Here is a 21,242-nt window from a genome sequence, read left to right as displayed (position 1 = left end):
TCTACAAATCACGATTTTGGTAGAATTAAGAAAATAGAAAAGTAATCAATAGCTATTTACAACCCTAAAAGACTACATGGGTAGTATCATTTTAAAACTTCGAATCAAATACAACAATAAAAACAACATCCTCCAATACTGTAGTTTTAGAGGATGTTTAATAGATTTAATCAATAAATTATTGTAATGGTTATTTATGTCTAGTCATTCCTAAAAATTATTGGATTATTAATTTCTTTGTAGTTCGTTTATTTCCATTCTTTATTTGCAACAAATAGATTCCTGAGTTAATATCTCTAAATTGAAGTTCTTCAGTGAAAGTAAGAGGAGTGTTTCTAAATTCTTTTGTTTTTATCATTCGCCCTCGAATATCAAATAACTTAATTTCAACTAGTTCTGTATTAATAACTTCAAATTTAATATTAAAGTTTCCATTGGATGGGTTAGGATAAAGGTTAAAGTTTGTAAAATCAAAATTTTCAACTGAAGCTGTTGGATTATTGACAATTGTGAAGTTTGAGGTATTCACATTGTAAAAAATATTATCAACTCCTTCTATTAGAATTCTTGCTAAACTAGTTGCCGTGTTTGGTATTAAGACACTTTCTGAACCATCATTTGTAGTACTGTCTACTATAGTTTCGAAAGATAAGCCACCGTCAACTGATATTTTAATTCTAACATTTGAGCAATTAATTGGATCCATATCAGTTGAGGCAACATTCCAAGTAATAGTTTGAAAAGTTCCTCCATCTACTGACTCAGATGCGTTTAATGATGTTACTTTAAAACCAACAGAACTCACCACAGTAATTTTCATATCATCTCTTGAACTTGAACCACCACCAGGATTATTATCTCTTACACTAAAAGCAAAATTTAATTCTCTTTCAAATGCAGGGATCACTTCCCAAGTAGAAGAAGTTGAACCGGATAAAACCGTTGATAATTCTGGTAAATATCTTTTACTTGAACTACTTGGAGGTAAAGATCTAAACATTGGTCCAACGATATTATTTATTCTTGGAGGCATTATAGCTACACCGTTATCAGTTTGTTCCCAATTGTAACTAAGTCCTCTTGGACTGTCTGGGTCTGTTCCTATTCCAGTTAATACTAAAGGAGTTCCAGCAGGAACTATATAGTCTGAACCAGCATTAGCAGTAGGAACAGAGTTTCCAGTATTTGTAAGGGTAGCACAAGATGATCCTTGTAAAGTATTCCACATTTCATCAATACTAATTGCATGATAATAATCATCTTGTGCTTCTTGAACGTTTGGACTACAAATCCCAGCATAACTCATAATAGTTGATCCACTTCCAGTTTCTACTGACGTATCTGTATTTCTATTACAGGTATTGTTTTGTGTATGATTAGCTCCAAATTGATGACCAAGTTCGTGACAAACTATGTTTAAATAAGCATTTCCAACTGGGTCAACATCTCCAGTAACCCCTCCCGCTTTCCAATTTCGACAAACCGCAGGTCTATATGCAAGTCCATTGACTTGGTTATCCTTATGAAATAAATGACCTATATCGTAATTGGTTGTACCTATTAGAGCATTGCATCTTTCAATATTTTCATCTATCATTAAGCTTATATCATCTTGTGTGTAACCATCAGTCGCAGTATCTAAAAATAAAACAGGGTTTCTTCCTCCATTTAATACTATTTCCAATTTTACAGCTAACTCTCTTTCCATTATTTGGTTGATTCTTGTCACTGCGGTATTCATTGCTGATAAAACAGCAGATTCTTTTTCGGTATTGGTACCAGAAGAAACCCCTTGCTCAGTTATATGATAACTAGCATATTCTCCAGTGCAGGCCAGTGCTAGTCTGTAGGTTCTTAAATTTCCGTCATTTGGATTTTTCCTAGTTTTTACGTCTTTTTTTTCTATTTCGTAAATATTGCTTTTAACCAAGCATTCAAAGTCTGATTGATTGTATTGTATATCCTTTCTATTATATGCAATGTAGACTGTATTGTCTTTTGTATAAGGATCAATGTAGAATGTTCCTTTTTTTGGTGAATTAATAACTATATGTACACCGTCAGTTCCAATGGATATTTTCCCAGTTATAGTTTCGTCTTTAGTCCCTTGAATTATATAGGTCTTCAAAAATCCATATTTCGGGTTAAGAGGTTCTGTGAAATTTGAATATTCTTCGATCATATATTCATAAGACTCTTGATTGAATCCAGGTAATTTTATTCTTTTATTCAATCCTTTAGATTGGAAAGTAAGCTCTTTCTTGAATTCTTCAAGGTTTAAGTTATATATTGAATAACCCTTGGGATGAGCATTCATGTATTTCTTTTCACTTCGAAATTTATGGTTTTCTGAAGGCAGTTTTTTCCACGAACTTTGTGCAGTGATTAAGGTCACGCTAAAAAGCACTAAAAATAGTGTAATTTTGTTCATTTAAATTTAATTTACATAAGTTTATAATTGTGTTATGAGTAATTACTAAAAAAAATAAGGCACTTGACAAAAATATGAATAAAAATGTTAGTTTGATTGAATTAAATCAAAAAGATTATAAGGAAACTTGGGATTATCAATCTGATTTACTTCAAGGTATCGTTGATACAAAAATTAGAAACAGAAGAGAAAATCTTTCTATAGAAACAAATAATTACTTTCTATTTGTTGAGCATCCTCATGTGTATACCTTAGGTAAAAGTGGCGATATGAGTAATTTATTACTCAATGAAAAACAGCTTGAAGCTAAAGGGATTACTTTTTATAAAATAAATAGAGGAGGAGATATCACTTACCATGGACCAGGCCAAATAGTCGGGTATCCTATTTTAGATTTAGAAAATTTCTTTACAGACATTCATAAGTATCTTCGTTGTTTAGAGGAAGTAATTATTAGAGTTATTGATGATTACGGATTAAAAGGGCTTAGAAGTGAAGGTGAAACAGGAGTTTGGTTGGATGTTGGAACTCCGTTTGCAAGGAAAATTTGTGCGATGGGAATTCGAACTAGTCGCTGGGTAACTATGCATGGTTTTGCTTTGAATGTAAATGCAGATTTAGGTTATTTTGATCATATCATTCCATGCGGTATCAAAGGAAAAGCCGTTACTTCGATGGAAGCTGAACTTGGAAGAAAGTTAGACGTGGAAGAAGTAAAGGGTAAAATATTAAAATACTTCAAAGAAATTTTTGAAGTAGATGAATTCATAAAAAAAGCGAGCTAAAGGCTCGCTTTTTTTACTTATAGAAAATTGATAATTATTTTCTCGCTTTTAAATCAAAAGAAAATTCGATTAAATCGTTGATAGCCTTATCTTTTAGACTTTCAAAAAACTTTCCAGAACCATATTTAACACCAAAATCAGTTCTATCAACATTAAATTTTTCACTCTTTAAAGTAATATCATTTCCATTTTCTGTTAATGTAGCTGGAATTGTAATACTCTTAGTAACATCTTTAATCGTTAAATTACCAGTAATATGTAATTTTCCTTCTTTTACTTCTGAGCTAGCAACAACAAATTTTGCAGTTGGAAATTTTTCAACGTCAAAGAAATCTTTGTTTTTTAGATGGCCTTCTAGGCTTGCCTTCTTTTTTCCTTCTAAATCTAAACAAGAAATTGAATTCATATTAATTACAAATTCACCAGCTTTTAAAACTCCGTTTTCAATATCGAATAATCCCTTTTCTAATCCAATTACTCCGTTATGAGCATCTCCTACTTTTTTATCTCCCTTCCAAGAAATTGAAGATTCTGCTACATTTACGTTATACGAGTTAATAGGATCAGTTACTTTTTCTTCAACTTTTACTTCTTCTTTAGTTTCAACTTTCTTCTCGCTTTTACAAGAAGTTAATGCGATAGCAACAATGGCTAATGATAAGATTAGTTTTTTCATTTTATGTAGATTAAATTAATATAATTTATTTTCCATGGCAAATATATTTAATATCCGTCATGTATGAAAACTATTTTTTGTCTTTTGTGTCAATTATAATTGTCACGGGTCCATCGTTTAGCAATTCTACTTTCATATCCGCTCCAAACTGACCAGTTTGTACTTTTTTACCAACTTGTTTTTCAAATACGGTAACAAATTCTTTATAGAGAGGAATTGCCGTATCTGGTTTGGCTGCTAGAATATAACTTGGTCTATTTCCTTTTTTTGTAGATGCGTGTAATGTAAATTGACTTACAATTATAGCATCACCATTTATATCTAATAAGGATTTGTTCATCACGTTATTCTCGTCATTGAAAATTCTAAGATTTGCGATTTTCTTAGATAACCAATCTATATCTTCTCTGGAATCTTCACTAACAATTCCCAGTAAAATCAATAAACCTGACTGAATATTTGCAACTTTTTCTCCTTCAATGGTTACACTCGCTCCTGTAACTCTTTGTATTACCGCTTTCATTAAATTTTATTTTCCTGATAAAATATCGGTTCTGTAATTCTCTTCTTCTCCTTCTAATATTTGTAAATAGCTTTTGTATCTAGACCAAGATATTTCTTCATTTTCTAGTGCTTCTTTTACCGCACAATATGGCTCCTTTAAATGAATACAGTTATTAAATTTACAGTCTTGTTTTAAAGCAAAAAACTCTGGAAAATAATCTCCTAATTCATCTTTGTCAATATCCACAACACCAAATCCTTTAATTCCAGGAGTATCAATAATTCTAGCATCAAAACTTAAATCGAACATTTCAGCAAATGTAGTTGTATGCTGCCCTTGCTTGTGCTGCTCGGATATTTCCTTAGTTCTTAAATCTAAAGTAGGTTCAATACAGTTTAGTAAAGTAGTTTTTCCGACACCAGAGTGCCCTGAGAACATACTTACTTTATGAGTCATCATATCTTTTATTTCTTCCACATTAGTTCCTTCCGCAGCAGAAACTTCAATACATTTATAGCCAATTGGCTCGTAAATATCTTTGAGATATAAAATTTCAGCTTTTTGTTCAATTTTATAGGTGTCAATTTTATTGAACACAAGAATAACTTCTATAGAATAAGCTTCAGCAGTAACTAAAAAACGATCAATAAAAGTGGTGAATGTTGGTGGATTATCTATAGTAACCAATAAAAATGCTTGATCAATATTTGAAGCAATAATATGTGTTTGTTTGGAAAGATTTACGGATTTACGGACAATGTAATTTTTACGATCAAAAATTTCAGTAATAATTCCTGTTTCTTCATCACTTTTGGTGTCAATTTCAAATTTTACGTGATCACCAACTGCAATAGGATTGGTACTTTTAATACCTTGAATTCGGAATTTTCCTTTAATTCTGCATTTTAAAAACTTACCTTCTTCAGTTTTTACCCAATACCAACTTCCTGTAGATTTATAAACCGTACCTGTCATATAACAAAGATGAGAATAAAAATTGAATCTTCTTCAGAAGTTTAGTTCATTAAATCTTTAATTTTTCCAGGAATACTGCCCCTTTCTGCTATTCTAATTATCCCAAAAATGATATTTACTATTATTCCAGGATCACTAATTAAAGAGGCGATCTTTGCTACTTTTTTATCTCTTTCTTCAATTACTTTTTGTAAATCAGAAGAAGAAGTATTAGCAAGGTGAACAGCAAAATTCCAAGCACCATCTCTAGCAATTTCCATGCTGAAATCAACGAAGAAATTATCAACTTTTTTTGTGAATTTTAAAATTTTTCTTAAGAAAGGCCAAATAGATGCTAAGTCATTTTCAACATCTGTAACTAATGAAGATAAAATTTCATTGATTTTATTAAAATCGTTTTTCAATTTTTCAATTGGTTCTCCTTCCGAAACTTGAGCTGCAGCAATTCCTAAATCAAGGTTTATATGCGCATTCATTCCAATAAGCAAATGTTGTAATACAATTGGCCAGAATTTTTTAGATAACATAAAAGCTTTTAACCATGAAGAGGTCACTGTTTTGTTCTGGGAAAAATCATAGTATGCATCTATATATCTTTTCGCAAAAATAATATCTAGCTTTTCCATTCTTGGTCCATCTTCAAAAACACCATTTTGAATTCCTTCTTTTACTTTAATGGTTACTTTTTGATATAATGCAGCAAAATAGCCTAGTGGACTTTTTTCTTGAATTGAAGTATCGATAATGTCTTGCAGAACAGCAATAACATCATCAATGTTATGAATTGATTTCATAAATGGTTAGTTTGGTTGGATAGTAGAAAAGTACAATATTTTTATAAAGATTAAACAAGTATATTCGCAACTAATTTTTAAAATTTTAATACTATGAAAAAAGTATTATTTATCCTTATTGCTATGATAGCAATTCCTGTAAGCTCTCAACAGTATGATTATAAGGTTGTTACAAGTGTAGAATCAATTATTCCGAGTGGTTTGGGTAGATCACGATTAATTTCTAGCAACGAAGATAGAGATTATAAGCAATTTACTTCTACACGTTCAGATGACAAGAAAAAAGATAAAAGAAACAAATCTGATCGTTCTGAAATCAGGGTTAAAAACTTTGATGAAACTAAATTATTAAACTTCTTTAACTTAGGAGGTATTCGTTTTCAAAATATTGCAGCTAATGATGCTGTAATTACTTCAAAAATTAATGATATGGTAGCAAATGGATGGGAACTTGCCTTTGTAAATAGTGGAGTTGAAAGTTATGGAGGTAAAGGCGATAATAGTGGAATTTTTATTACTCGATTTATTTTCAAGAGATTGAAACAATAAGTTTGTTTGAGTATAAAATTAAAGGACGTTTAAGTATTTCTTAAACGTCCTTTTTTTGCCAGTATGCAAGGTTTAATATTTATTATTGGTTAATAATTTTCTTCTGGTGATTGATACTTTCCTGGTGAATTGCTTTAAATATTCTGAGTACAAATTCTTCACTTAAATTATTTTCTTCACCTTCTAGAATCATTTTGCCTAGAATTTCGTTCCAACGTTTTGTTTGAAGAATCGCAACGTTCTTGTCTTTCTTTAAAGCACCAATCTGATCAGAAATTTTCATACGTTTTCCTAACATTTCAATTAACTGATGATCTACCACATCAATTTGAGTTCTTAATGTATTTAAGGCATTACTATAATCAGCTTCCGTATCCGTTTCTTTTCTGATTTTTAAATCTACCATCATTTGGATTAATGTTTCCGGAGTAATTTGCTGTTTCGCATCACTCCAAGCATTATCAGGATCGTGGTGAGTTTCTACCATTAAACCGTCAAAGTTTAAATCTAAAGCAGTCTGGCAGATATCAAAAATGATGTCTCTACGCCCAGCAATATGAGAAGGATCGCAGATTAATGGTAAATCTGGGAAACGATTCTGTAATTCAATAGGAATTTGCCAATTCGGATTATTTCTGTATCTCGTTTTTTCATACGTTGAAAATCCTCTGTGAATAACTCCTAACTTTTTGATATTTGCAGAGTATAAACGCTCAATAGCACCTAGCCATAAAGCTAAATCTGGATTTACAGGATTTTTAACTAAAACAATCTTATCAGTTCCTTCTAAAGCATCTGCAATTTCTTGAACAATAAATGGACTTACCGTTGTTCTTGCTCCGATCCATAAAATATCAATGTCGTGTTCTAGAGCTAACTTCACATGATCTTTATTGGCAACTTCTGTAGAAGTTAACATTCCGGTTTCTTTCTTGGCTCTTTGTAACCATTTTAATCCAAGTGCACCAACACCTTCAAAATTTCCAGGTCTTGTTCTTGGTTTCCAAATTCCCGCTCTTAATACTGTTGCATCAGTATCTTTCAATTCATGAGCAATTTTTAATACTTGCTCTTCTGTTTCTGCACTACAAGGTCCTGCAATTACTAATGGATGACTTAATTTGAAATCATCTAACCATGTTCTTAATTTTTTGGTATTTTCCATTTTTTGTCTTTTTAAGGAAGCTTTACTTCTTGAATTCCGTTTAAAATTTGTTTGATATGATTGGTGTTTTCCATTTCAGAGTAGATTTCTGAAAAATTATTTTGTTCTAACAGCGTTTTAAAGTTTTGTAAATTTTCAATGTATTCATCTAGGGTTTCTAGAACATTATTTTTGTTTTGTTCAAATATTGGAGTCCACATAGCTGGTGAACTTTTTGCCAAGCGCACTGTTGAAGCGAAACCACTTCCTGCCATATCGAAAATATCACGTTCGTTTTTCTCTTTTTCAATAACTGTTTTCCCTAACATAAAAGAGCTGATGTGAGATAAATGTGATACGTAAGCAATATGTTTATCATGGGATTTAGGATCCATATATCGAATGCGCATTCCTAATTTTGAGAAAATCTCCAAAGCTTTTTCTTGCAATTTGAATGCGGTTTTTTCTACTTCACAAATGATATTAGTTTTTCCTCGATATAAATCTGTTAACGCAGCTTTCGGTCCTGAAAATTCAGTTCCTGCAATAGGATGTGTCGCTAAAAAATTTCTTCTTTTTGGATGATTAGCTATAGCATCACAAACCAATTCTTTTGTAGATCCCACATCTAAAACCAAACAGTTGTCTGGAATATAATTTAATATTTCAGGAATAACATATAAAGAAACATCTACAGGAATAGAAACAATTACAATATCAGCTATTGCTACATCTTGATTTGTTGCTTTTTTTTCAATAATCTCTAAAGACAAAGCTTCTTCTAAATGATCTTCATTTCTGTCTATTCCATAAATGACAGCATTGTTAAATTCTTTTTGAATATCTAGCGCCAAACTTCCGCCGATTAATCCTACACCAACTATAAATACATTCATACTACACCAAATTATCTATCCTTTTAATCGCTGTTTTTATGTCTTCTTCTTTTACGCATAAAGAAAAACGTATATATCCTTCACCTTGACTTCCGAAAATACTTCCAGGAGCAACAAATAGATTGTACTTGTGAAGAAGGTTATCAATATAATCCTCTGATTTTTGGTTAGACGGAATTTTTGTCCAAACAAACATTCCTGAACCATCTTTTTTACAAGTAAGGCCTAATTTTTCTATAAGTTCATGAATTAGTGCTCTTCTGGCCTCATAAATTGAGTTAATACTACTAAACCATTCTTTTGAAAGTTGTAAAGCCGCTATAGCTCCTTTTTGAATTCCGTAAAACATTCCAGAATCCATTTGAGTTTTCACTTTTAAAATTTCATTTAAGAATTCTTGTTTTCCCGATAACATTCCAACTCTCCAACCTGCCATGTTGAAAGATTTACTTAGAGAGTTTAATTCTAATGCTATTTCTTTTGCTCCGTTAACTTGTAAAATACTCGTAGGTTTTTCATTTAATATAAAACTATACGGATTGTCATTTACAACAACAATGTTATGCTTTTTAGCAAACTCAATAATATTTCTGAACGTATTTTCAGAAGCATTTGTTCCTGTTGGCATATGTGGGTAATTAATCCACATTAGTTTTACGTTACTTAAATCCTCTTCCTCTAAAGCTTCAAAATTTGGTTGGTAGTTGTGCTCTTCTACTAAATCATAATATATAGGATTTGCACCTACAAGTTTCGTAACTGAACTGTATGTTGGGTAACCTGGATTAGGAATTAGAACACTGTCCCCTTCATTTAAAATGGCTAATGAAATATGCATAATTCCTTCCTTACTACCCATTAAAGGAAGTATTTCGGTATTAGTATCAAGAGAAACATTGTAGTTCGATTTGTAAAAAGAACTCACAGCTGCTCTAAACTCAGGAATTCCTTGGTAGCTTTGGTATTTATGAGCCCCAGCTTCAGTCATACTTTTCGTAATTGCTGTAATTACTTCGGTTGGTGGAGCTAAATCTGGACTACCAATTCCCATATTTATGATTGGTTTTCCTTCAGCAACTAATCCTCTAACTTCTCTTAACTTTTTAGAGAAGTAGTATTCTTCAACGGTTTGTAAACGGTTTGCAAATTCTATCATGATCTTCCGTTTTTGTATTCTCCTAATATTTTAAAATCTGTAGCCATAATTTCTATAATAGCTTTCGCTTTTTTGTAATCTTCATAAGTGTCAAAAGTCACGTCTACGAAAAATGCATATTTCCATGGTGTTTCGATTTTTGGTAACGATTGAATTTTGGTAAGATTCAATTTACAATCGCTCATTACATTTAAAATGGCAGCTAAACTTCCTCGTTTATGATCTAACTCAAACTTTAATGATGCTTTATTAATCGAATCTATTCCATTTTTTGGTTGAGAAGTTTGAAGAATAACGAAGCGAGTAGCATTATTTTTTATTGTTTGAATTTCATCTTCTAATACTTCAAGTTCGAAAATATCAGCAGCGATTTTAGGTGCAATTGCAGCAACGCCGGATAATTTTTTCTTAGATATTCGTTTTGCAATCTCAGCTGTATCAACATCTTCTACCAATTTTATATGTTTGTATTGTTTGAAGAATTCTTTACACTGCAGTAGTGCCATTGGGTGTGAACAAACTTCTTTTATCTCTGATATATCCTGATTTGGTAACGCCATTAAATGATGATGAATTGGTAAGTAATACTCTCCAGAAATGTGAAGGTTATTCTTGTCGATTAATGCGTAATTCGGAATAATAGAACCAGCAATTGTATTTTCAATTGCCATGATTGCTTGGTTGGATTCATTGTTAATTAAACTATCAACAAGTACATCGAACGATAAACATTCTTTTAGTGAAATGTTTTTATCGAAAAATTGAGTTGCAACAATGTGGTGGTTGCTTCCTTCTATTCCTTGAATGGCTATTTTTTTCATTTTAGATCAAAAAAAAAGCCTCGATGTAATCGAGACTTTATATTTATATTATTTTATTAGCTAGCTAAACATATAACACAAAGTCTCTCCTCTTACTGTAAAAGTAAAAGTAAAAATAGAAACCTTGCCATACGTTTTGTAACATAACTTATTCGTTGTTATTTTGTTGTTGACAAATCTGAAAAATTAATTTCTCTTAACCAAATTTTTTTTATTTTTTTTTCGCTATCGATTTCGTAAGCTATTTATTTAACAAATATGTTAGTCTTGTATAGAATATAACAGGGAAAGATTTTAATTTGATAGAAGTTTTATTTTGGTTTTAAAGAGATATACTTTTTGATAGGAGTTAACTCGGGAGTCTCAATGCGTACTTTTGTGAATAATTTGAATGACTTAAATTTCACATGTTTTTTAAAACTTCGTCTCTTTCTATTGTTTTTATTCATTATGAATTTAATTTCAATCACAGTTTGATGTTGGTTTATTTGATTTGAATCGTTACACATATAATATAGGAAAGGTTGATTGAATTTAATTTTCGTAGTATCTTTAACCAGAAATTAACTATGAAAACATTGAAACAAAATGATTAAAGAATCCTACAAGTGCTCTATTGATAATTTAAATAAACTGGATAAGAGTGTTCCCATTAATTTGGTATTGAGTGGAGGCGGAGAAAAAGGAGTAGCTCATATTTCACTACTAGAGGAATTGGAGAAACGAAATATAAAAATAAATTCAATTTCAGCTTGTAGTGCAGGTTCTTTGGTAGGCTCGATGTATGCTTCGGGTGTTTCAGCAAAAGAGATTTTAACATTTTTTAAAAAGACAGATATATTCCAGTATTCGTGGTTAACCTTTGGTAAAGCTGGAATTTTTAACTCTGATAACTATTCAAAATTGTTGAATGGTAAAATTAAGGATACATTTGAAGAGTTATCGATTCCTTTATATTTATCGACTACTAATTTAAATAAAGGAGTCACTCATTACTTTAGTGAAGGAGACTTAAGAAAGCCAGTTTTAGCATCTTGTGCAGTTCCTGGGTTGTTTAATCCAATTGATATAAACGGTGAATTGTATTCTGATGGAGGTATTTTAGATAATTTTCCGATTACGCCGTTTAAAGGGTCTGAGTATCCAATCATTGGAAGTTACGTGGTGTATCCATCTGTAAAGAAGAATAAAGATTTAAGTTCAACTTATAAAGTATTAGAACACTCTTTTAAGTTGTTATCTCTGTCTTCTGAGGAATATAAATTTTTTAAAACTTTTGCAACGGTGTGCTTTCCGCTTGAAGATTACAGCAGTTTCGATAAAAAAGAAGTGAATAAAATTTATAAAGTAGCAAAGAAATATTTAAATGAAAGATTGAAATAAATTAATTGAGTTTGTTCAATAGTTCTTGTCTTTGACTTTTCTTAAATTTCATTTGTTGTTTGTCCATTAATTCCAAAGTGGATTTAGCTGATTTTTTTTCGTCAAGCAATAAATGAGTGATTGATAGATACCAAAGTGTTTCTTCGGAATAGTCAAAATCAAAGTTTTGTAATTCTTTTAAAATAGACAATGCTTGTTCTTTTTTATCAATACTCAAAAGAGCCATTGCTTTATAAAACTTAATTTCTGGTGTAGTTTCTTTCAGTAAGAGATTATCAAATTTTTCAATTGCTAATTTGTAGTCTTTTTGTTCATAAGCACTAAATGCTTTATAAATGTCATTTTCGGTTTCACTCCTAGTAATAGGAAAGTGTACGTTTGGGTATTCGTCTAAATATGAATCGAAATTATTACCTGAATAAAACAGAAAATAATAACCACTAATAAATACGGTAAGTACAGCAGCGATTTTTAAAAATATGTTTTTTGTTCCTTTTTTGTTTTCTATTGAATTAATTAAATCGCTAACTTCTTTATCTTCGATAATTTGAAATGCTGCATGCATTTTTTTATGCTCATTGAATAAAGCAATAAATTCTTCGTTGTTGCTTTTTAAAGAATCAAATAAAGCTCGTTCATTAACATTCAAATTCTTAGCAAAGTATTTTTGTATTAAATTTTGATAATCACTCATTTTCCTACTAACTCTTTTAGTTTTTTCATACATCTAGATTTATGGCTACTTACAGTATTCGCATCTTTGTAATCAGTCACTTTTAATATCTCTTCAATACTTAAGTTTCTGAGATAAAATAATTGCAAGAGTGTTCTACAAGATTTTGAAATCTTGTTTAAAGCTTTGCTTAATGCAATTTGTTCCATTGTTGGCTCTACACTTTCTATGGAAATACTGTCATAACCATCTTCCTTTTGATCCTTAACAAGTACTATTTTTTTTGATTTTTTAAAGTGATTGTAAATTTTGTTTTTACCAATTCCGAATAAATAAGTTTTAACAGAGCTTTTTTCTAGCACTGTTTTATTGATTGCAAAACTTTTATTGAATGCAATGATGGTGTCATGGTAAATATCTAAAGCATCAGTTTCCGATAAATTGTAGGTAAACGCATACTTTAAAAAATCGTCTCTATAATTTACATAAACTTTCCTTAAAGAATTTTTATTACCATTTCTTAACTCCTCCTGCAGTGCTATGTCCTTTATAGATTTATCCATTAGTATTTAAAAATGTAAAAATATTAACAAAAAATCTTTTTTTTCTCAAAATGTTAAGATTTGAAATAATTGACAAACTAATATATGAATATAAAAGCGAAAATATTTAATAATCATTAACTCTAATAATATGAATTATAAAAAATTACTTCTAATACTATGTTTTCCTCTGGCTCTCTTTTCACAGCATACATTTGTCCCAGATAATGCGTTTGAACAATTTTTGGTAAATCAGGGGTATGATGATGTTCTGGATGACTATGTATTAAGGGATAATATTAAGAATATTACTTTCTTACCAATGAATAATTTGGGAATTCAAGATTTAACTGGACTTGAAGATTTTACAAATTTAGTTGAAATACGACTTAAAGGAAATCCTATTCAGTCTATTGATTTAACTGCAAACACAGAACTCCAATATATAACAATAGGAGACCAATCTTTAACCTCTTTAAACATTGATGGTTTAATGAAGTTAATAAGGATAACAATGCAAGATTCCTCTTTAACTACTCTAGATCTTTCTAATAATTCAAGTATTGAAATATTGAGTTTGAAAGATAATTTAGAATTGACAAATTTAAATATTACGAACGCAACGAATCTAGAGTCTATTAGTTTGACTAATAGTGATAAACTTGAAACTATTGATATTTCTACAAATATTGGTCTTACCGATTTTTACGTATACTATTGTGATAAAATCGATAACCTAGATTTTGCTAATAACACGGTCATTTCAAGTATAATATTATTCGAATTAAATAATATTTCAAACGTATCAATTAAAAATGGGTTGAATAACTATTATTTAGAGAGTTTGTCTAATCCAAATTTAACTTGTATTGAAGTCTCTGATGCGGATTATGTAAATGAAAATTGGTCAAGAACCAAAATTACAGGAGCTCCACGTTTTGATGAATATTTAGTATTCAGGAATGATTGTGATGAAGTATCTAATGGAGAAACAATTACCATAATAGATGAAAGTTTTGAGAGTTATTTAGAAGGTATTAATGTAGGAAATGGAATTATTGGCGATGGATTAGTTTTCACCGAGTTGGTTGCTGAACTTACTGAATTAGATGTAAGTTATCAGTATATTTCAGATTTGTCGGGGATTGAGTATTTTACTTCTTTGACTACATTAAACTGTAGTGGAAACGAATTAACTTCTTTGTCAGTTACTGATCTCAAAGACTTAACCACTTTAGATTGTTCATACAATGATATCACAGTTTTAGATATTACAAAAAACACAAATTTGGTTAATCTAAATTGTAGTGCAAACCAATTGTCAGAATTAAATACTCTATCAAATTCGTTATTAGAATCAATCATTTGTGAGGTAAATAATATAGAATACTTAAATCTTGTAAATAACATAAATTTATCACGATTAATTGCTAATGATAATAGTTTACTTGGAATTTCTCTAAAAAATGGAAATAATACACTCATAACGAATGAGAATTTTTCTGCCTTTGCCAATTCAAATTTAACCTGTGTAGAAGTTGATGATGTTAATTATAGTAACACGAAATGGGCGCAAATAGATATGCAAACTAATTTTAGTGAAAACTGTACTCCAGTAAATGATGATTGCTCCTTTACTGTTCCAATTACTCTTGGTCAGGATACACCAGGGGATACAATAAGTGCTTCAGGAGCTGTTACAAATCCAAATTGTGCAGAAAGTGGAGTAGTTGTTTTTGATGTTTGGTATTCGTTTATAGCTCCAGAATCTGGAAGTATGAATATTACAATTAGCGCAGATTCATTGGTTTCAAAAATTGCCTTATATGCTTCATGTACAGATGCAACTCCATTAAATTGTGATGAAGGAAACTTATCTGTAAATGGATTAACTGCTGGACAAGAATATTATTTACAAGTTTGGTTGGAGTTGTCAACATCAAATAAAGCAAAAAGTGGCTCTGGAAGTTTTGTTTTAAATGCACAAGATACTGCTGTGCTTTCTGTTGATGACTTTATAGATAATCAAGAAGTTACAGTATATCCGAATCCTACTAGTGATCTTTTGAATATTAAAAACTCGACATTTATAAACACAGCTATTTTGTATGATTTAGCTGGTAAAGTTTATTATAAATCGAATAATATTAACAATACAACACACGAATTCTCAATTCAAAATTTACCATCAGGTTTATACCTACTTCAAATTGAAGATGAATTCAAGAATAAAATCAATAAGAAAATTATTAAACAATAATAATGAGAAAATTTATAGCTGCTGTGACATTTCTTTTTTCAGTTAACCTAGGTTTTTCTCAAAAAGTAATATACGATACCAAATCATTTGGTGACTGTGAAGCTATTGAAGCAAATGTAAGTTCACAAAAGTTCTCAATCTATATTGCTCAAAAAGAGCTAAGAGAAGGTTATGGTGGGAGGTACGAATTATCTGGAGGACAACCAATAACAGATAATGTTAATCCTCCAAATAATTTTGTTTTTATGATGGATGTAAATTTTAAAAACGGATTGAAGTTTCCAATAGAGGAGAAAGATAGTGTTTATGTGAGTCTAAGTAATGTAAAGAAAGGCTATGATGATGATATGAATATGAGAAAGCAAATTGAGAGTAAAAATTACAACCGTATTGAAAAAGAGAAACAAAATTTTGAAATAAGTAAAAAGAGTGTGCAAGATCAGATAAAAGAGCTAACAAAAAAGTTCCAAGCGGGTAAAATCTCTACCGATGAATTTGGAGACAAATTAAAAGAATTAAGTGATCCATTATTAAAACAAGTCGAAACAAGTTATTTTGGAAATATTGCCTTCATTGAACCAGAAGAAAAGACAACTTATAGTATCAATTTTGTAAATACTTACGAGCAAATTGAAAGTCAAGCTTTTTCAGGAATTCTTCATATTAAGAAGTTTAATAAAGATGAGTTGGTGGTCTCTTTTAGTGGAAATCATATGGTTAATTGTTTAGCGAAAAGAGCAGCGACTTCACGAGAAGAAGAGGAAAAATGTAAAGCAAATAAATCATGTTTAATGAAAGAGTTTTATGTGTTGCGAGAAGGAAATGTTACAGGGAATATCAATGTGAAATTGAAAAAATTCAACGATTACAGATAACAAAAACTGAATAAAATGAAAATATTTAAAATAACAATTTTAGTAATGAGTTTAACCATTTTAAGCTCATGTTTTGGAGATAAAAAATCAATAATAGGATCTGATTTAGGAGATACTTCTTTTGTGAATAAGAACTTTAAAGGAAATGCTATGAATTTTGCGGACGTGGAAGATGTTTGTGCTTTGTTGAATCAAGAGAAAGTTGCGAGTTTATATAATGTTCCAGCATCTTATATAGTAACTGTTGGAAAAGGAAAGTTTGTACAGAATGAACAGGTTAAAACATGCCTGGTTCGTGTAAAATTAGATGATACAGAGTGGAATTTTTTAACCGGAATGGTAACACTTTTTAAGGAAGTAAAAGCTAGTGAGGACCAAGGTGGAATTTCTGAAGCTGTTGGTCAAGGAGAGAATTGGGAAGAAGCATGGTCTTTAAAAAAGTCAATGTCTAAAACAGGAAAATGGATTCCAAATGTAGGAAAAGCTGCGCTGTATACCTCTGCAAAAAGAAAATTAGAAATAAAGTTTGAGGGGTATTCTTTAGAGATTGTAGCTCCTGGAGCTCCTTTTAATAATAAAGAAAAAGCTAAGAATAGAGATTTTGAAAAGATCACTTTAGCTATGGCAAAAGATTTAGGATTTTTAAAATAATTGTATATGAGAAGTGATGTAAATATATTGATTGTTTTATTAGTTTTTTTGATCTCAATTCAATTAAAGGCACAAGAAATTAATGGAGGTTTATTACTAAATAATAACAAAGAAGTAATGCTAAGTCTAGAGTCCAAATCTGCAGTGGACTTATTCAAGCAATTTAAAGTAGATGCTTATAAAATCGGATTCAATTTTAAAGCAGATGGATTAAAGAAGAATGAGGAAGGGGAGTTTGTTGTGTTTTTTGACTTTATGACGGTGGTGAAGAAAGACGGAAGAACTATAAGAAAAGTGAGAAGACATATTCCAATGCCTTATTTTCCTGGAGAAATGTTTTTACCTGCTGAAGCATTTGATTTTATAGGTGTACTATCAGTAACATCATGGGATGATATGGAGAAAAGGACATTTGTTCCTCAACAAAAATCAGGGATTTTGAAATCAGGAAAATATGAAGTTCAATTGAGTGCAATACCTAGAGATGTGAAAGGTAAAATAGATCCAGTAACCTTTGGTTTTGTAGTTGAGTAATCTAAAATTACATCAAAATCTAAGTTGAGGACATTATAAATCCATCAATGAATTAGAAGTCTGATCGAAGTACTGATATTTATAAGATAGACCATTTAATAAAAAATTGCAATGAAACAAGAAATTCTCATACCATCGGGCGAAACTGAAACCAAAAGTTTAGAATAGCAACGTTTCAAACCAAATATTAGGAGGATAGAATTCGATCGTTTAAGTTAGAAGTAGAAGTAGTAAACAATTAGGTGTTACTTGACTTCTATTTTAGTTTAAAGAGAAAATAGTTAATTGTTGTATGTTTTGAGTAAAAAGCCGCTTTTTAAATGAGCTGCTTTTTGTATTTTTAAGAAGTTGTTTAGTCAGATCAAAGATGAAAAAGTCAATACTAGAATTACCTCTCAAGCTATTCTTTTTATTTGTTATTGGAGTATTGAATGCTGCAGAGTTAGTTCCCAAGGATACAATTGTTAGCCATGCTCAAAAATTACATAATGAAGAAGCGCATCAAAAATTAGTAGACTATGGAGAAAAGGTTCTTAAAACTTTTAAAATTATTTCAACATCTGATAGTCTAGTTTTGGCAAAACTATGTTACTATCAGTCAAAAGGAAACTATTCTTTAGGCCAATATTGGGAGAGTGTAAATAGCTCTACTAAGGGAATTGAAATTTCTCCAAATACAACAGAAGGAATAGAATATAAAGGAAGGTTATTTGCCGATAGAGCTTGGTCAGAGAATTATTTGGCGTTAACAGGAAAAGCTAAAGAAAGTTTAGAAACAGGAATTGACATTCTTATAAATTTACCTGAAAAAGGAATAGGAGCACTTGATTACATCGTGAATTCTTATGTTTTACTATCAAGTGTACATGCCTATTGGGGAGATTTAGAATCTGCGAAGTTGAATTTGAGATTGGCAACAAAAATATATAACCAAAACAAAGAAGCTTTAGATAAATATAAGGTTGATGAAAATGGGAATGGTAATCGATACGAGATTATATTGTTGTATCGTAAGATTTATCTACTCTGTAATTTAGGAAGAAGTAAAAAGGATAGTGTTGAAATTGAAGCAACAATCCGGAAGCTTGAAAAAGCTCATGCCGCAAAAAGTTTTAAAATACAAGAAAGAGTTTACTATAGTACTTCATTGAATCATATTGGAGATTGGTATTTAGGTTATAAACCAGATAGTTTAATTTCAACTTCAGATATAAAAAGAGCGGAGTACTATATTGGTAAATCAATTGACTTAATAGAAAACAAAAAATATCCTGGTAATTATTTTATGTTTAAGTTTAATAAGTGTAAGGCACTAACACTGGCTAATAAAATCGAAGAGGCAGATGTTCTTATATCTCATTTATTAGATTCCGTACCTGATCAAGGATATAAATCTTTTTTTCTTGCGCAAAAAGGTTTAATTAAGGCGAAGGCAAAAAATAGAAAAGAGTCACTCGAAACATTTTATAAAGTGATAGAGTATGTTCATACAGGAGAAGAGAAATTAGCAAAAGATTATAGTAATTTCAGACCGAGTAAAATTTTCGGTCAAACGAATTTGCTTAGCAGAGTAGCTGAGAAACTAGATTTGTATTATGGAGATGATCCAGAGGTTAAAAGAATTGTTTTAAGATTATATCGCTTGTCTTTAATTCAGTTTAAAAATAGTCATAGTAAAGCAAAGTTTAATAAAAAGGAAAATGAGTTATTAAGGAAAATACTCGACGGAATTTTAGTTGCTTCTCAGAAGCAAGGTGCTTATGATCAGAATCTTCTTGCAGAGGTTTTGAATAGTACTGAAAACATAATGAATAAAAGGGCTTGGGAAGAATTTAAACAAAATAGATATACAAGTGCGCTCTCTAATCTTGATTCTATTACTCGTCGGGAGTTGGACTTGAAAACGGCTCTGGTTTTCGCTCAAAAAGAGCATGATTTAAATAAGGTGGATTCTCTACAGCAACAAATTTATAATCATATCGCTTTTACTGAAAAGACCTATCCAAATCTGAGTTTAGTTCGAGATTATAATTTTGATATTTCAAAATTACAACAGCGATTGTCTGATAAAGAAATGATAATCAAGTATTTCTTTCTATCTAATAAACTTGCCATCTTTTCAATAACCAGTAATCAAATAAAATGCTCTTTGATTCCTTGGGATAAAAAGAATAAAGAATTAGTGAATGAGTTTGCTTTTAGAATCAGTGAAAGAAGAACAAGTGAAGATTTATCTCAAGTATTAAGTAAAAAAATACTACCAGAAATTAGTCAAAGGATTAAAAGTTTGATAATTAATCCAGATGGTGAATTATATAAAATTCCATTTGAAGTTTTATATCGTAATAATAAGTTGATTGTTTCTCAATTCAATGTTAATTATTCTTCGAATTTAGGATTTATTGATAACGAAGATTTGACTGAAAAACCTAAGGAAGATATTTATGTGTACGTTCCCGATTACGAAGCCAAGAAGCTTTTACTTGCAACGAGAGGAGAGTTTTCTGATTTGGAAGGCGCGAGAAAGGAAGCTAAAATGATATCGGATTTATTTCCAGCTAAAGTATTTACAGGTTTAAATGTGAGTAAAGAGGTATTTGTGAATACGGCATCAAAAGCTTCATTTTTACATTTGGCAATGCACGCCAAGATTAATGAGAGTTCACCAGGGTTAAGTAGGTTTGTTTTCGGGAAAAACAGTAAGATGGAAGATGATTTGTACTTGGATGAGCTTTACGCATTGAATTTAAAGGCAAATTTAGTCGTTTTAAGTGCCTGTAATACGGCAACAGGTAAAGAAAATGCAGGAAGAGGAATTGAGTCTTTTCAGCGGGCTTTTTCCTTTGCTGGTGTTTCATCTACCGTTGCAAGTTTATGGGAGGTTCCAGATGTTGCAACGAGTAAAATTATGGAAGGATTTTATAAAGAATTAAAAAAAGGATTGCCAAAATCGAAAGCGTTACAAAATGCCAAGCTAAATTATCTGGAGATTCATCAAGATACTAAATTAGCTGATCCTTATTATTGGGCAGGCTTTATTGTTTATGGAAATAATGAAGCTATATCAAATGGATCTCAAACAAATCTTTTTGTTTGGTTAGCAGTAATAGTATTAATTGGATTGGTGGGGTTTCTTGTAAAAAAGAGAGTTAAAGTGTGGTAATTGTTAATGGTTCTTTTTTGCTTTTTAAATTAAACTATGGTTATACTTTTTATGCTCACATTTTTATAACTTTTAATTTACAATAGAATATATTTCCATTTTTAATTTTGTAGCGTAAATAAGTTGAATTAAAATATATTCCCCAATTAAATTAGTAGCTCGTGTTTTAGAGCTGTTTATTCGTTTTTTAAATCAATTTATTGCATTAAATATGAATTGATAGTAAAATTAAAAGGAAATGAAATTGATTAGAAAACATCAAAAAGAAGTAAGATTTTTCATCCAGTTTATTACCATGGGAATTCTATCATTATTAATAGCTTATTTCGCTGGTTAAAATATAGTTTTCTGTTTTAAATCACTTTAACGATACTTAACGATTGTTAACCTGTGTATTTACTTGGGTTTATTGATAGTTTTAAGATTTTA

Annotated in this window: 19 protein-coding genes; 8 read left to right on the top strand and 11 right to left on the bottom strand. The window is 30.4% G+C overall.

The annotated features are described in order from the left end of the window. Nucleotides 1–217 precede the first annotated feature (217 nt). Nucleotides 218–2,431, bottom strand: a complete 2,214-nt coding sequence (locus BTO06_RS13950; protein ID WP_100925899.1) for a zinc-dependent metalloprotease — start codon at nt 2,429–2,431, stop codon at nt 218–220. A 74-nt stretch (nt 2,432–2,505) separates the two neighbouring features. On the opposite strand from BTO06_RS13950, the gene lipB reads away from it, so the two are divergent. Further along, entirely contained in the window at nt 2,506–3,216 is a 711-nt protein-coding gene (lipB, locus tag BTO06_RS13945) for a lipoyl(octanoyl) transferase LipB (RefSeq protein WP_100925898.1), read from the top strand. A 34-nt stretch (nt 3,217–3,250) separates the two neighbouring features. Here the strand turns inward: lipB and BTO06_RS13940 are convergent, their stop codons facing one another. The 4 genes from BTO06_RS13940 to BTO06_RS13925 all read right to left on the bottom strand — a co-directional run bounded on the left by BTO06_RS13940 (nt 3,251) and on the right by BTO06_RS13925 (nt 6,166). Further along, on the bottom strand, nt 3,251–3,892 hold the full coding sequence (locus tag BTO06_RS13940; protein ID WP_100925897.1) for a YceI family protein: 642 nt from the start codon (nt 3,890–3,892) through the stop codon (nt 3,251–3,253). Nucleotides 3,893–3,962: 70 nt separating this feature from the next. Continuing rightward, entirely contained in the window at nt 3,963–4,415 is a 453-nt protein-coding gene (gene dtd, locus BTO06_RS13935; RefSeq protein WP_100925896.1) for a D-aminoacyl-tRNA deacylase, read from the bottom strand. A 6-nt stretch (nt 4,416–4,421) separates the two neighbouring features. Beyond that, nucleotides 4,422–5,372, bottom strand: coding sequence for a ribosome small subunit-dependent GTPase A (gene rsgA / locus BTO06_RS13930; protein WP_100925895.1), 951 nt, complete (start codon nt 5,370–5,372; stop codon nt 4,422–4,424). A 41-nt stretch (nt 5,373–5,413) separates the two neighbouring features. After that, the gene (locus tag BTO06_RS13925; RefSeq protein WP_100925894.1) at nt 5,414–6,166 is read right to left on the bottom strand and encodes a DUF5995 family protein; all 753 of its coding nucleotides are present in this window, start codon (nt 6,164–6,166) and stop codon (nt 5,414–5,416) included. 93 nt (nt 6,167–6,259) lie between these two features. Here BTO06_RS13925 and BTO06_RS13920 point away from each other — a divergent pair, with 93 nt between their 5' ends. After that, complete coding sequence (locus BTO06_RS13920; protein WP_100925893.1) at nt 6,260–6,715, top strand: hypothetical protein; 456 nt, start codon at nt 6,260–6,262, stop codon at nt 6,713–6,715. Between the two features lie 82 nt (nt 6,716–6,797). Here BTO06_RS13920 and BTO06_RS13915 read toward each other — a convergent pair whose 3' ends face one another. The 4 genes from BTO06_RS13915 to BTO06_RS13900 are packed head-to-tail and all read right to left on the bottom strand — an operon-like array spanning nt 6,798 to nt 10,732. Beyond that, complete coding sequence (locus BTO06_RS13915) at nt 6,798–7,880, bottom strand: bifunctional 3-deoxy-7-phosphoheptulonate synthase/chorismate mutase type II (RefSeq protein ID WP_100925892.1); 1,083 nt, start codon at nt 7,878–7,880, stop codon at nt 6,798–6,800. Nucleotides 7,881–7,891: 11 nt separating this feature from the next. Next, on the bottom strand, nt 7,892–8,755 hold the full coding sequence (locus BTO06_RS13910) for a prephenate dehydrogenase (protein ID WP_100925891.1): 864 nt from the start codon (nt 8,753–8,755) through the stop codon (nt 7,892–7,894). Between the two features lies 1 nt (nt 8,756). Further along, nucleotides 8,757–9,911 (bottom strand): pyridoxal phosphate-dependent aminotransferase, encoded by a 1,155-nt coding sequence (locus tag BTO06_RS13905; protein WP_100925890.1) that lies wholly within the window; start codon nt 9,909–9,911, stop codon nt 8,757–8,759. Then, on the bottom strand, nt 9,908–10,732 hold the full coding sequence (locus tag BTO06_RS13900; RefSeq protein WP_100925889.1) for a prephenate dehydratase: 825 nt from the start codon (nt 10,730–10,732) through the stop codon (nt 9,908–9,910). Before BTO06_RS13900 ends, BTO06_RS13905 begins: the two co-directional genes overlap by 4 nt. 588 nt (nt 10,733–11,320) lie before the next feature. Between BTO06_RS13900 and BTO06_RS13895 the strand changes: the two genes are divergently transcribed. Then, nucleotides 11,321–12,115, top strand: coding sequence for a patatin-like phospholipase family protein (locus BTO06_RS13895; RefSeq protein WP_100925888.1), 795 nt, complete (start codon nt 11,321–11,323; stop codon nt 12,113–12,115). 1 nt (nt 12,116) lies between these two features. Here the strand turns inward: BTO06_RS13895 and BTO06_RS13890 are convergent, their stop codons facing one another. Further along, entirely contained in the window at nt 12,117–12,809 is a 693-nt protein-coding gene (locus BTO06_RS13890) for a tetratricopeptide repeat protein (protein ID WP_157811868.1), read from the bottom strand. Then, nucleotides 12,806–13,351, bottom strand: coding sequence for an RNA polymerase sigma factor (locus tag BTO06_RS13885; protein ID WP_100925886.1), 546 nt, complete (start codon nt 13,349–13,351; stop codon nt 12,806–12,808). Before BTO06_RS13885 ends, BTO06_RS13890 begins: the two co-directional genes overlap by 4 nt. A gap of 130 nt (nt 13,352–13,481) precedes the next feature. On the opposite strand from BTO06_RS13885, the gene BTO06_RS13880 reads away from it, so the two are divergent. The 5 genes from BTO06_RS13880 (at nt 13,482) to BTO06_RS13860 (ending at nt 20,813) form a co-directional block, all read left to right on the top strand. Beyond that, nucleotides 13,482–15,590: a T9SS type A sorting domain-containing protein gene (locus BTO06_RS13880; protein ID WP_100925885.1), complete on the top strand. Its 2,109-nt coding sequence runs from the start codon at nt 13,482–13,484 to the stop codon at nt 15,588–15,590. A gap of 2 nt (nt 15,591–15,592) precedes the next feature. Continuing rightward, nucleotides 15,593–16,465, top strand: a complete 873-nt coding sequence (locus tag BTO06_RS13875) for a hypothetical protein (protein WP_100925884.1) — start codon at nt 15,593–15,595, stop codon at nt 16,463–16,465. Nucleotides 16,466–16,480: 15 nt separating this feature from the next. Beyond that, nucleotides 16,481–17,116, top strand: coding sequence for a hypothetical protein (locus BTO06_RS13870; RefSeq protein ID WP_157811867.1), 636 nt, complete (start codon nt 16,481–16,483; stop codon nt 17,114–17,116). 6 nt (nt 17,117–17,122) lie between these two features. Then, nucleotides 17,123–17,650, top strand: a complete 528-nt coding sequence (locus tag BTO06_RS13865) for a hypothetical protein (RefSeq protein WP_100925882.1) — start codon at nt 17,123–17,125, stop codon at nt 17,648–17,650. A 367-nt stretch (nt 17,651–18,017) separates the two neighbouring features. Next, a complete protein-coding gene (locus BTO06_RS13860; protein WP_100925881.1) occupies nt 18,018–20,813 on the top strand; it encodes a CHAT domain-containing protein in 2,796 nt (931 codons plus the stop codon). The last annotated feature ends 429 nt before the right edge of the window (nt 20,814–21,242 follow it).

It is taken from the genome of Tenacibaculum sp. SZ-18, assembly GCF_002813915.1.
Classification (GTDB): domain Bacteria; phylum Bacteroidota; class Bacteroidia; order Flavobacteriales; family Flavobacteriaceae; genus Polaribacter.
This window is presented reverse-complemented; position numbering and strand designations above follow the sequence as displayed.

Excerpts from the sequence above, each read along its gene's own strand:
- BTO06_RS13940 (WP_100925897.1), bottom strand. The coding sequence starts at position 3,892 with ATGAAAAAACTAATCTTATCATTAGCCATTGTTGCTATCGCATTAACT.
- BTO06_RS13880 (WP_100925885.1), top strand. The coding sequence starts at position 13,482 with ATGAATTATAAAAAATTACTTCTAATACTATGTTTTCCTCTGGCTCTC.
- BTO06_RS13875 (WP_100925884.1), top strand. The coding sequence starts at position 15,593 with ATGAGAAAATTTATAGCTGCTGTGACATTTCTTTTTTCAGTTAACCTA.
- rsgA (WP_100925895.1), bottom strand. The coding sequence starts at position 5,372 with ATGACAGGTACGGTTTATAAATCTACAGGAAGTTGGTATTGGGTAAAA.
- BTO06_RS13925 (WP_100925894.1), bottom strand. The coding sequence starts at position 6,166 with ATGAAATCAATTCATAACATTGATGATGTTATTGCTGTTCTGCAAGAC.
- BTO06_RS13895 (WP_100925888.1), top strand. The coding sequence starts at position 11,321 with ATGATTAAAGAATCCTACAAGTGCTCTATTGATAATTTAAATAAACTG.
- BTO06_RS13885 (WP_100925886.1), bottom strand. The coding sequence starts at position 13,351 with ATGGATAAATCTATAAAGGACATAGCACTGCAGGAGGAGTTAAGAAAT.
- BTO06_RS13865 (WP_100925882.1), top strand. The coding sequence starts at position 17,123 with ATGAGAAGTGATGTAAATATATTGATTGTTTTATTAGTTTTTTTGATC.
- BTO06_RS13910 (WP_100925891.1), bottom strand. The coding sequence starts at position 8,755 with ATGAATGTATTTATAGTTGGTGTAGGATTAATCGGCGGAAGTTTGGCG.
- BTO06_RS13950 (WP_100925899.1), bottom strand. The coding sequence starts at position 2,431 with ATGAACAAAATTACACTATTTTTAGTGCTTTTTAGCGTGACCTTAATC.
- BTO06_RS13860 (WP_100925881.1), top strand. The coding sequence starts at position 18,018 with ATGAAAAAGTCAATACTAGAATTACCTCTCAAGCTATTCTTTTTATTT.
- dtd (WP_100925896.1), bottom strand. The coding sequence starts at position 4,415 with ATGAAAGCGGTAATACAAAGAGTTACAGGAGCGAGTGTAACCATTGAA.
- BTO06_RS13905 (WP_100925890.1), bottom strand. The coding sequence starts at position 9,911 with ATGATAGAATTTGCAAACCGTTTACAAACCGTTGAAGAATACTACTTC.
- BTO06_RS13915 (WP_100925892.1), bottom strand. The coding sequence starts at position 7,880 with ATGGAAAATACCAAAAAATTAAGAACATGGTTAGATGATTTCAAATTA.
- BTO06_RS13920 (WP_100925893.1), top strand. The coding sequence starts at position 6,260 with ATGAAAAAAGTATTATTTATCCTTATTGCTATGATAGCAATTCCTGTA.
- BTO06_RS13870 (WP_157811867.1), top strand. The coding sequence starts at position 16,481 with ATGAAAATATTTAAAATAACAATTTTAGTAATGAGTTTAACCATTTTA.
- BTO06_RS13890 (WP_157811868.1), bottom strand. The coding sequence starts at position 12,809 with ATGAGTGATTATCAAAATTTAATACAAAAATACTTTGCTAAGAATTTG.
- lipB (WP_100925898.1), top strand. The coding sequence starts at position 2,506 with ATGAATAAAAATGTTAGTTTGATTGAATTAAATCAAAAAGATTATAAG.
- BTO06_RS13900 (WP_100925889.1), bottom strand. The coding sequence starts at position 10,732 with ATGAAAAAAATAGCCATTCAAGGAATAGAAGGAAGCAACCACCACATT.